This is a genomic window from Streptomyces sp. NPDC052773, from assembly GCF_044547145.1.
Lineage (GTDB): Bacteria > Actinomycetota > Actinomycetes > Streptomycetales > Streptomycetaceae > Streptomyces.
The window spans coordinates 1-12,153 of record NZ_JBITZX010000004.1 but is presented as its reverse complement, the minus strand read 5'-3'; the positions used below and the strand labels follow the sequence as shown (position 1 = coordinate 12,153).

Genomic DNA, 12,153 nt, shown 5'->3' with positions numbered 1-12,153 from the left:
GTTCAGGACTTTCCTTCCGGGGACGACGGGGACGACGATGCGGACGGGGAGGACGGGGACGGCGCCGCGGTGGCCCGGAGGCCGGGCTCGTCGGGGAGTTCCTCCACGTCGACGCCGCGGACCTGGGCGAGTTCGTGCTTGAGGGCGGCGAGTTCGGCGCCGCCGGCCATGTGGTTGGTCAGCTCCTCGAGGGAGACCTCGCTGCGGTCGGCGGAGAGTTCCAGGGTGCCGAGGCGGAGCACGCTGAAGTGGTCGCCGACCATGTAGGCGTGGTGGGGGTTGTGGGTGATGAAGATGACGCCGAGGCCGCGGTCGCGGGCGGCGGCGATGTACTTCAGCACGACGCCGGACTGCTTGACGCCGAGGGCGGCGGTGGGCTCGTCGAGGATGAGCACGCGGGCGCCGAAGTGGACGGCGCGGGCGATGGCGACGCACTGGCGCTGGCCGCCGGAGAGGGTGCCGATGGGCTGTTCGAGGTCGTCGAGGACGATGCCCATGGCGCGCAGTTCCTCGTCGGCGGTCTTCTTCATCGTCTCGATGTCGAGGCGGCGGACCGGCCAGGGCCCCTTGGTGATCTCGGAGCCGAGGAAGAAGTTCCGCCACACCGGCATCAGCGGAACGGTCGCCAGGTCCTGGTAGACGGTGGCGATGCCCCGGTCGAGGGCTTCGCGCGGGGTGGAGAAGCGGACCGGCTCGCCGTCGACCAGGAACTCGCCCTCGGTGTGCTGGTGCAGCCCGGAGACGATCTTGATGAGGGTGGACTTGCCGGCGCCGTTGTCGCCGAGCACGCACGTCACCTTGCCCGGCCGGACGGTCAGGTCGACGCCGTGCAGGGCGCGGATGTTGCCGTACGACTTGCCGGCCGCGCGGAGTTCGACGAGGGGGGTCTCGGTCGCGGTGGTCATGGGGTGGGTCACCTCCGGGTCGCGGTCCTGCGGACCCACAGATTGATCAGGGTGGCGCCGAGCAGCATCACGCCGAGGAAGGCCTTGAACCAGTCGGGGTTCCAGCCGGCGTAGACGATGCCCTGCTGCACCATGCCGAACATGAAAGCACCGAAGACCGGGCCGATCGCGGAACCGTAGCCGCCGGTGAGCAGGCAGCCGCCGATCACCGCGGCGGCGATGTAGATCAGCTCCTGGCCGACGCCCTCGCCGGACTGCACGGTGTTGAAGGAGAACAGCTGGTGCATCCCGACGAACCAGGCGCCGAAGCCGACCAGCATGAACAGGGAGATCTTGGTGAAGGTGACCGGGACGCCGACCGCGCGGGCGCTCTCCTTGTTGCCGCCGACCGCGAAGATCCAGTTGCCGTACTTGGTGCGCAGCAGCACCCAGGTGGCGAGGGCGGCGAAGAGCAGCCACCACACGACGGTGATCTTCACCTGGACGCCGCCGACGTCGAAGGAGGAGGCGAAGATCGCCTTGGCCTGGTCGAAGCCGTCCATGTCGCTGATGTCGTCGGTGGCGACGTTTCCGGTGATCAGCTTGGTGACGGCGAGGTTGACGCCCTGGAGGATCAGGAAGGTGCCGAGGGTGACGAGGAAGCTCGGCAGTCCGGTCTTCACCAGCATCCAGCCGTTGAACAGGCCGATCGCGAGGGAGGTGACGAGTGCGGCGATCACGCCGACCCAGACGTTCATGGTGAGCTGGTAGCTGATCATGCTGGCGGTGAGCGCGGAGGTGATCACCGCGACGCCGGACGACAGGTCGAACTCGCCGCCGATCATCAGCAGCGCCACCGGCAGGGCCATGATCCCGATGGTGGACGACTGGTAGAGGATGTTCGCCATCGAACTGCCGTCGCGCACCGCGGGCGCGGCGACCAGGAAGAACACGAACACGGCGACGGCGCCGAGGAAGACGCCGACCTCGGGCCGGGCGAGCAGGCGCAGCGCCAGCGGGCGCCGGGCGGTGCGCCCGTCGGTGTCCTTCGGGCCGGGGGCCGGCGGTGTGGTCACCGCCGGCGCAGCCTGCTGGGTCATGCTCATCACCGGGTGCCCTTCGCGGCGAACTTCGCGATCTGTTCGACGTTGGACTTGTCCACGAAGGCCGGTCCGGTGAGCACCGGCTGCTCGCCGCCGCCGCTGTAGTTGCCGTTGTTCTTGTAGAGCCACAGGGAGTCGACCGCGAGGTAGCCCTGGAGGTAGGGCTGCTGGTCGACGGCGAACTCGATGGAGCCGTCGCTGATGGCGCCGGTGAGCTGCTTGTTGAGGTCGAAGGTGGCGATCTTCGCCTCGCTGCCGGCCTCGGACACGGACTGCGCGGCGGTGAGCGCGAACGGGGCGCCGAGGGTGACGACGTAGTCGATGGCGTCGTCCTCCTTGAGCTTGGCGCTGATCGTCGACTTCACGGAGGGCATGTCGGTGCCGTTGACGTAGAGGGTCTCGGTGTCGCCGGAGAAGGTCTTCTTCACGCCGTCGCAGCGCTGGGTGAGGCCGATGTTGCCCTGTTCCTGGATGACGCAGACGGCCTTCTCGGCGCCGGCCTCGTTCAGCCGCTTGCCGAGCGCCTCGCCGGCCACGGTCTCGTCCTGGCCGAAGAACTCCATGAGGCCGAGCTTCTGCCACTCGCTCACCCCGGAGTTGAGGCCGACCACGGGTATGCCGGCGGCCTTCGCCTTGGCGATCACGTCCTTGAGGGCGTCCGGCTTGGCGAGGGTGATCGCGATGCCGTCGACCTTCTGGTCGATCGCGTTCTGCACCAGGTTGGCCTGGTTGCCGGCGTTGGGGTCGGCCGAGTAGACGAGCTTGACGTTGTCCTTGTCGGCGGCGGTCTGGGCGCCCTTGCGGACGATGTCCCAGAAGGTGTCGCCGGGCGACTGGTGGGTGATCAGGGCGACGGTCATCCGGGGCGTGGTGGCCTTGCCCGCGGCGGCGCCCTCGGCCGCCGACTCCTCGGCCTTCTTGCCGCCGGAGCTGCTGGAGCAGCCCGCGAGGACCAGGGCCGCTGCCGCTGCCACGGCCAGGGCTGAGGTGATGCTGCGGGAGCGGGAGCGGGACGAGCGGTCCCGAGGAGTGCGGTCCATCTTTCCTGCACCTCACTGTGCGACGAGGGAAGCACGGCTCTTGCCTTGCGGCTGTTGCGTCGAGGCCTTGCGGCTCTTGCGTTGAGACCGGATTCCATCCCTTGGGGCGCCCGCTGTCAATACTTTGTTAAGACATCATTTCACAAGCAGGTCCGAATGTAAGTACAAATGATTGACAACGCGGCCGTCCCCGGCCTACACCTGGTGACCGACCGCCCACAGGAGGTGTCCCCGTGGCGACGACCGTCTCCGCCCTCGAGGCCGTGCGCTTCACCCTCGACCGCACCAGCCCGGTCCCGCTGTACTACCAGCTCGCGCGCCAGCTGGAGGAGGCGATCGAACAGGGCGTGCTCGCCCCCGGGAACCTGCTGGGCAACGAGGTCGACCTCTCCACCCGCCTCGGACTGTCCCGCCCGACGGTCCGCCAGGCCATCCAGTCCCTGGTCGACAAGGGACTGCTGGTGCGCCGCCGCGGGGTGGGCACCCAGGTGGTGCACAGCCAGGTCCGGCGCCCGCTCGAACTGAGCAGTCTCTACGACGACCTGCGCGCCGCCGGTCAGGATCCGGCCACCCGGGTGCTGCGCAACGAGCGCGTCCCCGCGCCCGCCGACGTGGCCGCCGCGCTCGGCGTCCCCGAGGGCGCCGAGGTCGTCGTCCTGGAGCGGCTGCGGCTCACCCACGGCCGGCCGGTGGCCTTCCTGTGCAACTACCTGCCGCCCGACCTGCTCGACCTGGACACCGGCCGGCTGGAGACGACCGGCCTGTACCGCATGCTGCGCGCCGCCGGCCGCACCCCGCACAGCGCCCGCCAGACCGTCGGCGCCCGCTCCGCCACCCCCGAGGAAGCCGCCCTCCTCGACGAACACGAGGGCGCGGCCCTCCTCACCATGCAGCGCACCGCCTACGACGACACCGGCCGCCCCGTCGAGTACGGCACCCACATCTACCGCGCCTCGCGCTACGCGTTCGACTTCCAGTTGCTGGTGCGGCCGTGAGGGGGAGCGAGGGAGGGGGCGCCCGGGCACGCGCCCCCGGATCAGTGCGCCGCGTCCAGCCGTGCCCGCTGGTCCGGTGTCAGTTCCAGGTCGACGGCGGCCAGGTTCTCCTCCAGCTGGGCCACGGACGACGCGCCGGCGAGCGGCACGATCGGCAGCGGGCCGCCGATCTGCCAGGCCAGCACCACCTGGTTGACGGTAGCGCCGGTCTCCTTCGCCACCTCGCGCAGCACGGCGAGCCGGCGCGGGGTGCCCGGATGGTCGTAGTCCGGGGGCAGCGGCTTGTCCGCGCGGACGTAGGCGCCCGCCAGCAGCGGCGAGTAGGCGACCAGGGTGAGGGAGGGCTCCGCCCGCAGATACCCGAGGAGTTCGGGGCCCGCGTGGCCGAGGCTGCCGTCGGGGAAGAGGGCGCTCGGCACGTCGAAGCGCGGGCGCAGATGGCTGTGCTGGTACTGCAGCACCTCGTAGCCGGGCAGTCCGGCCGCCGCGGCGAGGGCGCGGGCGCGTTCCACCTTCCATATCGCGTGGTTGCTGACGCCGAGCAGTCCGACGGTGCCCTCGGCGACGAGTCCGGCGAACCCCTCGACGGTCTCCCGCAACGGCACCGTGGGGTCCTCGATGTGCGCGTAGAGCAGGTCGATCTTCTCCACGCCCAGCCGTTCGCGGCTGCGTTCGGCGGCCTCGCGGATCGTCTTCGCCGACAGTCCCTCGGGGTTGTCGGTGTAGCTGGTGCCGGGCGCCAGCGGGCGGGCGCCGAGTTTGGTGGCGATGACGATCTCGTCGCCGACGCCGCGGCTGCGCCGCCAGCGGCCGAGCAGTTCCTCGCTCTGCCCGCCCTGGCCGCCGTCGGTCCAGAAGGCGTAGTTGTCGGAGGTGTCGACGAAGTTCCCGCCGGCCTCGACATAGCGGTCGAGGACGGCGAAGGAGGTCTCCTCGTCGGTGAGGGAGCCGAAGAGCATGGCTCCGAGCGCGAGGACGCTCACCTCCCGGCGGTGTGCCGGATCCGTGCCGATGGTGCGGTACTTCATGCTGGCGATTCCTTCCCGTGGGCCCGCTGGTCCGGGCGGAACGGGAGTCTTCAGCGTGAAGTGCGCTCGAAGTCAAGGCGGTTGGCGTGGCGTGTTCGGCCCGGTGCCGGCGTCGGCGATATCCCGCCAGGGCCGGTGACGTGCCGTTCAGGGCGCGTGGCCGGCGTGGTAAGAGTGGAGCGGTGGACGGGGACGTACGCCCGCGATGTCGCCGTGGTCCGGTGCCCCGCGTGTCGCCGCCCGGCACGTCCGCGTGCGGGTCACCACTCCTCGCTCACGAGTCCCCCCTCCCTCCCTCTCCCGGAGTGCGCATCACCATGCAGGACCGTGCCGCAAAGACACGTCGCCAACTGATCCGATCCGCCGCCGAGGTCTTCGACCGGGCCGGGTTCGCGGGATCCTCCATCGGGCAGATCTGCGCCCTGGCCGGGGTCAGCCAGGGCGCGCTGCACTTCCATTTCAAGAACAAGCAGGCCCTCGGCGAGGCGGTCGAGTCGACCGCGGCCGACATGCTGTGCTGTATCACCGGCCAGGACCCCGCCCGTCATCCCGCGCCGCTCCAGTTACTCGTCGACACCTCGCACACGCTGGCCCGGTGGGTCTCGCACGACCCGGTCCTCCGGGCGGGATTCCGGCTCGCGCACGACGCGGCGTGGCACGGCGGGACGAATCTGTGGCACCACTGGCGGGACTGGGTGCGCGGGCTGCTGACGGTCGCCCGCCAGCGGGGCAGCCTGGCCCCGGGGGTGGATCTCGACGACGCGGTGTCCGCCGTGACGGCGGTGATGGCGGGGGTGGAGGCGCTGGACCGGAGCCGGGACGGCACACCCTCGCCGGAGTCGGTCACACCGTTCTGGCGTCTGGTGCTGCCGCAGCTGTCCGCGGAGCACGTACGCGGCCGGATCGACGCGGCCGGCAGCCACGCCACCGCCGGGGAGTCACCGGCGGCGGACCGGTGGTTCGCGAGCCGCCGGACCCCCGGCGGCTGCGCCACCCCAGCCGCCCGGGAGATGTGCTTCGCCCCCTAGGGCGGCACCACCGCAAACCGGAACGAGGCTCCCGGACGGCCAGCGAAACCCCTCCGGGAGCCGGGCGTCGAACACCGGTACGGGCGCCGGAGATCGGGCCCGGGCATCGGGCGCCAAGCGTACGGCGTCGGGCGTCGGGCGCCGGGCGCCGGAAATCGGGCGCCGGACTCGGGCCCGGGCATCGGGCGCCAGGCGTACGGCGACGGGCGTCGGCTCAGCGCCGCGTGTCCGCCGGAAAGGTCCGTACGGCGGGGATCCCCGCACCGTCCGTCCCGGCCCGCAGGGCGCGCTGTTCCATTCCGTCGAGAAGGGTTTCCAGCCCCATCTCGAAGTCCTCCTCCGTCGCCCTCAGCGGCGACTGTTCGGGCTTCTCCCCCGCGGGCAGCAACTCCTGCGCCACATGCTGGATGCACACGCCCTGCACATACGACCACACGGCGATCGCGAAGGACCGCGCCAGATCGGGATCGTCGGTGAGTCCGGTCAGCGCGTCCATCATCCAGTCGAGGCACGAGGTGTCCGAGAAGTGCCGGGCGGAGCTCGACGTCACCAGCGCCCAGGGGTGGGCGCGGTACACCTCCCAGTCGAGCCGCGCCGCGAGCCGCATGGCCTCTCGCCAGTCCGGCGGCGCGGGTTCGGGATACGGGTGCTCGTCACATGCCGCCCGGGTGATCTCGGTGAGCAGCGCGTTCTTGTTCGCCACATGCCGGTAGAGCGACATGACGCCCGAGTCCAGCTCCGTCGCGAGGCGTCGCATCGAGAGCGCGGCGACGCCCTCGGCGTCGGCGATCCGCATGGCGGCCGCCACGATCGCACCCCGTGACAGGCTCGGCGAACTCGCTTGCCTGCCCTGTGTCTTGATGGCCATGGCGAAGTATAACCAGCCCTCCGCGTACGTCGTACGCCGGGAATTCCGGACAACGGGGAACACCTTGCGCGTACGCTGTACGCCACCCCCGCGTACGATGTACGCTCCCTGAGCGCGTACATCGTACGCCCGCATTTCGCGTACACCGTATGCACCTTCAGGACTCCTACGCGCCTTCTCCCGAAAGGTTGCTTCGATGACCTCTCTCGACTTAGCCGTGGAGCGTGCCGACCGACGCGCCTGGCTCGGCCTCCTCGTCGTCCTCGGCCCCGTCGCGCTCGTCGCGATGGACGGCTCCGTGCTCTATCTCGCGATGCCGGGCATCACGTCCGCGATCACGCCGAGTACCGATCAGGCACTGTGGATTCTGGACATCTACGGCTTCGTGGTCTCGTCCCTCCTCATCGCCTTCGGCAACCTGGGCGACCGCTACGGCCGGCTCAGGTTCCTGCTGGGCGGCGCGGCCGTCTTCGGTGCCGGCTCGGTCGGCGCCGCGTTCTCGCCGAACGCCGAAGCGCTCATCGCCTGCCGGGCGTTGATGGGTCTCGGCGGAGCGACGCTGCTGCCCTCCGGTCTCGCGATCATCAGCAGCCTCTTCCACGACCCGAGGCAACGCTCCCGGGCCATCGGCATCTTCGCCGCGACCTTCGCCGCCGGGTTCGCCGTCGGACCGGTGCTCGGCGGTCTGCTGCTCAGCCGCTTCGACTGGGGAGTCGTCTTCCTCATCAACATCCCCGTCGTCGTGCTGTTCCTCGCCTTCGCGCCGGTGCTGCTGACAGAAGTCCGCACCACGCGTCCCGGCCGCGTCGACGCCCTGAGCGTCGTCCTGTCCGCCGTCGGCATCCTGCTGACCGTCCACTCGGTCAAGTCGGCCGCGGCGGAGGGCTTCTCCCCGACGCAGGCCGTCACCGGTGTCGTCGGTCTGGCGGTGCTGGTGTGGTTCGTGCGCCGGCAGCTCACGCTGGAGTACCCGCTCCTCGACCTGCGGCTCTTCAAGGACCACGTGTTCACCGTGGCGATCCTCACCGGCCTGCTGTCGCTGGTCGCGTGGGCGGCCGCAGGCTATCTCACCGGCGTGTACCTCCAGTCGGTCCTCGGCTACGGCGTCCTGGCGGCGGCCCTGCTGGTGCTTCCGGGCGCGGCCGTGCTCACCGTCGCCTGCGTCAGGGCGAGCGCCGTGGTCGAGCGGATCGGCATGCGGTCGGCGCTGATCGCCTCGCACTTCTTCATGGGGACCGGCCTGCTGCTTCTGCTGCTGACGACCACCGAGCACGGCGTGGCCGCGTTCATCGCCTCCTCGGTCGTCACCGGCGTCGGCTACGGCTTCTCCTTCAGCCTGGTCGCGGACACCGCCGTCGCGGCGGTACCGGCCGAGCGCGCCGGGTCGGCCGCGTCGCTCGCCGAGATGAGCAACGAGCTGGGCAACGCCCTGGGCATCTCGCTGCTCGGTTCGCTCGCCGCCCTCTGCTTCCGGCTGACCGGTCCCGGTGTGGCGGGCACCCTCGACGAGACGCTGGACGCACCGGCCCTGACCGCGGGCACCGTCGCCGAGGCCAAGGACGCGTTCCTCACCGGTCTGCACGTGGCGATCGGCGCGGCGAGCCTGCTCTGTCTGGCCCTGGGCGTCCTCGCGCTGCGCTGGGTGCCGAAGGAGCCGAAGGCACAGGCCGGCAAGGTGCCCGGCCCGCGCTGAGGCACGCATACTCCCGTCCCGGAAAGTCCCCTGCGGCGGCCGCGACTTGACATATCTCCGGCCACTTGACGGATTCCGCGTCACCTGACGGAGTAACGCGCGTCTTGTTGGTGACGCCGTCGAACGCGTCGGACGATCAGTGCCGCCGCAGACGGGATCCCGCCATTCGACCCGCTCCCACTTCTTCCCTTCCTTGCGTCCCGTATCGCCGTACGCCTCACCGCGATTGGAGAAAACAGTGGACAACGCTCTGCTCGATCTTCGATGTGAACAGGCGTTGCAGCAGCCACCGTGGGAGAAATGAACGCCGACTGCCCGAACGCCGACTGCCGATAGGAACCACCCGCCCATGCACCCGGACGACCCGCTCCCCCGCACCGCCCGCATCCCCGGATCCAAGAGCCTGACGAACCGCGCGCTGCTGCTGGCCGCGGCGGCGCCCGGCACCAGCCGCCTGTGGGCGCCGCTGGTCAGCGACGACACCCTCGCGTTCCGCACCGCGCTGACCGACCTCGGCCTCACCGTGACCGCAGGCCCGGAGGACGTCTACTGGGACGTCACGGGAACCGGCCGCGGCCCGACCGGGCGGGCGGCGCGGGTCTGGTGCGCCGACGCCGGGACGGCGGCCCGCTTCCTGCCCCCGTTCACGGCCACCGGCGACGGCACCTTCCGCTTCGACGGCTCGGCGCAACTGCGCGCCCGGCCGCTGCGGCCCCTGCTGGACGCCCTCGGCGAGCTGGGCGCCACCGTGCGGACGACGGGGGGCACCCTGCCGTTCGAGGTGACCGCGGCCGGGCTGGACGGCGGCCGGATCGCCGTCGACTCGTCCATGAGCAGCCAGTACCTGTCCGGGCTGCTGATGGCGGCCCCGCTGATGCGACACGGCCTGGAGGCCGACGCCCGCTCGCTGGTCAGCCGCCCGTACGTCGACATGACCCTCGCGCTGATGCGCCGCTACGGCGCGCAGGTCGAGACCTCGGCGGACCGCATCCGCGTCCTCCCGGGCCGCTACCGCCCCACCGACCTGGCCATCGAGCCGGACGCCTCCACGGCGTCGTACTTCTTCGCGGCGGGCGCGGTCACCGGGCACGCCGTCACCGTGCCGGGTCTCGGCAGCGGCAGCCTCCAGGGCGATCTGCGCTTCGTGGACGTGCTGGCGAAGGCCGGTGCGCGCGTGCGGGTCGAGGCGGGTGCCACCACCGTGAGCGGCGACGGACGGCTGCGCGGCGGCTTCGACGTGGACATGGGCGAGATCTCCGACACCTTCATGACCCTGGCGGCGATCGCGCCCCTCGCCGACGCCCCGGTGACCATCCGTGGCATCGGACACGCCCGTCTGAAGGAGTCGGACCGGATCGAGGCGATGGCGGCCAACCTGCGTGCCTGCGGGATCCGGGTGGTGGAGGGCGCCGACTGGCTCACCGTCCACCCCGGCCGCCCGGCCCCGGCCCGGATCGCCTGCCGCCGCGACCACCGGATCGCCATGTCGTTCTCGGTCCTCGCCCTCGGCTCCGGGGTCCCTCTGGAGCTGGACGACCCGGGCTGTGTGGCCAAGACGTTCCCCGGGTTCCATGCCGAGATGCGGCGGCTGTTTCCCGAGATGACCGTGAGCAGTGAGGAGCGGCAGTGAGCAGGTTGCGGTGGCTGACCGGAGGAGAGTCCCACGGCCCGGCGCTGGTGGCGGTCCTGGAGGGCCTTCCCGCCGGCGTGCCGGTCACCACGGAGATGGTGGCGGATCACTTGGCGCGGCGGCGGCTCGGCTATGGGCGCGGTGCGCGGATGAAGTTCGAGCGGGACGAGGTCACCTTCCTCGGTGGTGTCCGGCACGGGCTCACGCTCGGTTCCCCGGTGGCGATCATGGTGGGGAACACCGAGTGGCCGAAGTGGGAGCAGGTCATGGCGGCCGATCCGGTGGACCCGGAGGTGCTGGCGGGCCTGGCGCGCAACGCGCCGCTGACCCGGCCGCGGCCCGGCCACGCGGATCTGGCGGGGATGCAGAAGTACGGCTTCGACGAGGCCCGGCCGATCCTGGAGCGGGCGTCGGCGCGTGAGACCGCGGCGCGGGTCGCGCTGGGCGCGGTGGCGCGGTCGTACCTGAAGGAGACCGCCGGGATCGAGATCGTCTCGCACGTCGTCGAGCTGGCCTCCGCCAAGGCGCCGTACGGGGTGTACCCGACGCCCGCCGATGTCGGGAAGCTGGACGCGGATCCGGTGCGCTGCCTGGACGCGGACGCGTCGAAGGCGATGGTCGCGGAGATCGATCAGGCCCACAAGGACGGTGACACGCTCGGCGGTGTGGTCGAGGTGCTGGCCTACGGCGTTCCGGTCGGGCTCGGTTCCCATGTGCACTGGGACCGCAAGCTGGACGCGCGTCTGGCGGCGGCTCTGATGGGCATTCAGGCGATCAAGGGTGTCGAGATCGGCGACGGTTTCGAGCTGGCGCGGGTGCCGGGTTCGAAGGCGCACGACGAGATCGTCAACACCCCGGAGGGCATCCGGCGGGTGTCCGGCCGTTCCGGGGGCACCGAGGGCGGGCTGACCACCGGTGAGCTGCTGCGGGTCCGCGCGGCGATGAAGCCGATCGCGACCGTGCCGCGCGCGCTGAAGACGGTGGATGTGGCCACCAATGAGCCCGCCGCCGCCCACCACCAGCGCTCGGACGTCTGCGCGGTGCCGGCCGCTGGGATCGTCGCGGAGGCGATGGTCGCGCTGGTGCTGGCGGACGCGGTGGCGGAGAAGTTCGGCGGCGACAGCGTCACCGAGACCCGCCGCAACGTGCGGTCGTACCTCGACAACCTGCACATCCGATGAGCACCGGTCCTGAGGTCGTCCTGGTCGGTCCGATGGGCGTGGGCAAGTCCACCGTCGGGCAGCTCCTCGCCGAGCAACTGGGCCTCGGCTACCGGGACACCGACGACGACATCGTCGCCGAGCAGGGCCGCGCCATCGCCGACATCTTCGCCACCCACGGCGAACCCCACTTCCGCGCCCTGGAGAAGCGGGCCGTGCGCAGGGCGCTCGCCGAGCACGACGGTGTCCTGGCGCTCGGCGGCGGCGCGATCCTCGACGCCGACACCCGCGCGCTGCTCACCGGGCACCCGGTCGTCTACCTGTCGATGGAAGCCGAGGAAGCGGCCCGGCGCACCGGTCTGAACGCCGCCCGGCCGCTGCTCGCGGACAACCCGCGGGAGCGGTGGCGGACGTTGATGGAGGCCCGTCGGCCTCTCTACACCGAGGTCGCCCGCGCGATGGTCGCCACGGACGGCCGTACCCCCGCCGAGGTCGCCCGAGCGGTCCTCGACGCACTGGAGCTGAAGCACGTATGACCACACGCATCCATGTCGGCGGCGCCGACCCCTACGACGTCCTGATCGGCCGTCGGCCGCTCAGTGAACTCCCCCGGTTGGTCGGCACCGCGTCCCGGGTGGCCGTGATCCACCCCGAGGCGCTGGCCGAGACCGGCGAGGCGCTGCGCGCCGATCTGGCCGGGCAGGGCTACGAGGCGGTCGCGATC

At 71.2% G+C, this 12,153-nt stretch carries 10 protein-coding genes and 2 pseudogenes; 7 read left to right on the top strand and 5 right to left on the bottom strand.

The features are described 5' to 3' along the window. Positions 1 to 2 precede the first annotated feature (2 nt). The 3 genes from ACIG0D_RS10545 to ACIG0D_RS10535 are packed head-to-tail and all read right to left on the bottom strand — an operon-like array spanning position 3 to position 3,027. Positions 3 to 905, bottom strand: coding sequence for an ATP-binding cassette domain-containing protein (locus ACIG0D_RS10545; protein WP_399798252.1), 903 nt, complete (start codon positions 903 to 905; stop codon positions 3 to 5). Positions 906 to 913: 8 nt separating this feature from the next. Continuing rightward, positions 914 to 1,990: an ABC transporter permease gene (locus tag ACIG0D_RS10540; protein WP_399798249.1), complete on the bottom strand. Its 1,077-nt coding sequence runs from the start codon at positions 1,988 to 1,990 to the stop codon at positions 914 to 916. Then, positions 1,990 to 3,027 (bottom strand): sugar ABC transporter substrate-binding protein, encoded by a 1,038-nt coding sequence (locus tag ACIG0D_RS10535; protein WP_399798246.1) that lies wholly within the window; start codon positions 3,025 to 3,027, stop codon positions 1,990 to 1,992. Before ACIG0D_RS10535 ends, ACIG0D_RS10540 begins: the two co-directional genes overlap by 1 nt. A gap of 233 nt (positions 3,028 to 3,260) precedes the next feature. Here ACIG0D_RS10535 and ACIG0D_RS10530 point away from each other — a divergent pair, with 233 nt between their 5' ends. Next, positions 3,261 to 4,022 carry a GntR family transcriptional regulator gene (locus tag ACIG0D_RS10530; RefSeq protein WP_399798244.1) on the top strand — a complete coding sequence of 254 codons (762 nt, stop codon included), beginning with the start codon at positions 3,261 to 3,263 and terminating at the stop codon, positions 4,020 to 4,022. Between the two features lie 41 nt (positions 4,023 to 4,063). Here the strand turns inward: ACIG0D_RS10530 and ACIG0D_RS10525 are convergent, their stop codons facing one another. Then, positions 4,064 to 5,050, bottom strand: a complete 987-nt coding sequence (locus ACIG0D_RS10525) for an aldo/keto reductase (protein ID WP_399798242.1) — start codon at positions 5,048 to 5,050, stop codon at positions 4,064 to 4,066. Between the two features lie 317 nt (positions 5,051 to 5,367). Between ACIG0D_RS10525 and ACIG0D_RS10520 the strand changes: the two genes are divergently transcribed. After that, positions 5,368 to 6,078 (top strand): ScbR family autoregulator-binding transcription factor, encoded by a 711-nt coding sequence (locus ACIG0D_RS10520; protein ID WP_399798241.1) that lies wholly within the window; start codon positions 5,368 to 5,370, stop codon positions 6,076 to 6,078. Between the two features lie 214 nt (positions 6,079 to 6,292). Here the strand turns inward: ACIG0D_RS10520 and ACIG0D_RS10515 are convergent, their stop codons facing one another. Beyond that, positions 6,293 to 6,946 carry a TetR/AcrR family transcriptional regulator gene (locus ACIG0D_RS10515; protein WP_399798237.1) on the bottom strand — a complete coding sequence of 218 codons (654 nt, stop codon included), beginning with the start codon at positions 6,944 to 6,946 and terminating at the stop codon, positions 6,293 to 6,295. Positions 6,947 to 7,142: 196 nt separating this feature from the next. Between ACIG0D_RS10515 and ACIG0D_RS10510 the strand changes: the two genes are divergently transcribed. The 5 genes and pseudogenes from ACIG0D_RS10510 to ACIG0D_RS10490 form a co-directional block, all read left to right on the top strand. Next, entirely contained in the window at positions 7,143 to 8,639 is a 1,497-nt protein-coding gene (locus ACIG0D_RS10510; RefSeq protein WP_399798234.1) for an MFS transporter, read from the top strand. A gap of 349 nt (positions 8,640 to 8,988) precedes the next feature. Further along, complete coding sequence (gene aroA / locus ACIG0D_RS10505; protein WP_399798231.1) at positions 8,989 to 10,269, top strand: 3-phosphoshikimate 1-carboxyvinyltransferase; 1,281 nt, start codon at positions 8,989 to 8,991, stop codon at positions 10,267 to 10,269. After that, a complete protein-coding gene (gene aroC, locus ACIG0D_RS10500) occupies positions 10,266 to 11,450 on the top strand; it encodes a chorismate synthase (protein WP_399798229.1) in 1,185 nt (394 codons plus the stop codon). The genes aroA and aroC overlap by 4 nt, the downstream gene beginning before the upstream one ends. Beyond that, positions 11,447 to 11,887, top strand: a pseudogene (locus ACIG0D_RS10495) (shikimate kinase); the annotation flags it as partial. The gene aroC and the pseudogene ACIG0D_RS10495, both read left to right, overlap by 4 nt. Further along, a pseudogene (locus ACIG0D_RS10490) lies at positions 11,833 to 12,153 on the top strand (3-dehydroquinate synthase); the annotation flags it as partial. The pseudogenes ACIG0D_RS10495 and ACIG0D_RS10490, both read left to right, overlap by 55 nt.

Coding starts and splice junctions, on each gene's coding strand:
- ACIG0D_RS10545 (WP_399798252.1), bottom strand. CDS start 905: ATGACCACCGCGACCGAGACCCCCCTCGTCGAACTCCGCGCGGCCGGC.
- ACIG0D_RS10540 (WP_399798249.1), bottom strand. CDS start 1,990: ATGAGCATGACCCAGCAGGCTGCGCCGGCGGTGACCACACCGCCGGCC.
- ACIG0D_RS10535 (WP_399798246.1), bottom strand. CDS start 3,027: ATGGACCGCACTCCTCGGGACCGCTCGTCCCGCTCCCGCTCCCGCAGC.
- ACIG0D_RS10525 (WP_399798242.1), bottom strand. CDS start 5,050: ATGAAGTACCGCACCATCGGCACGGATCCGGCACACCGCCGGGAGGTG.
- ACIG0D_RS10520 (WP_399798241.1), top strand. CDS start 5,368: ATGCAGGACCGTGCCGCAAAGACACGTCGCCAACTGATCCGATCCGCC.
- ACIG0D_RS10515 (WP_399798237.1), bottom strand. CDS start 6,946: ATGGCCATCAAGACACAGGGCAGGCAAGCGAGTTCGCCGAGCCTGTCA.
- ACIG0D_RS10510 (WP_399798234.1), top strand. CDS start 7,143: ATGACCTCTCTCGACTTAGCCGTGGAGCGTGCCGACCGACGCGCCTGG.
- aroA (WP_399798231.1), top strand. CDS start 8,989: ATGCACCCGGACGACCCGCTCCCCCGCACCGCCCGCATCCCCGGATCC.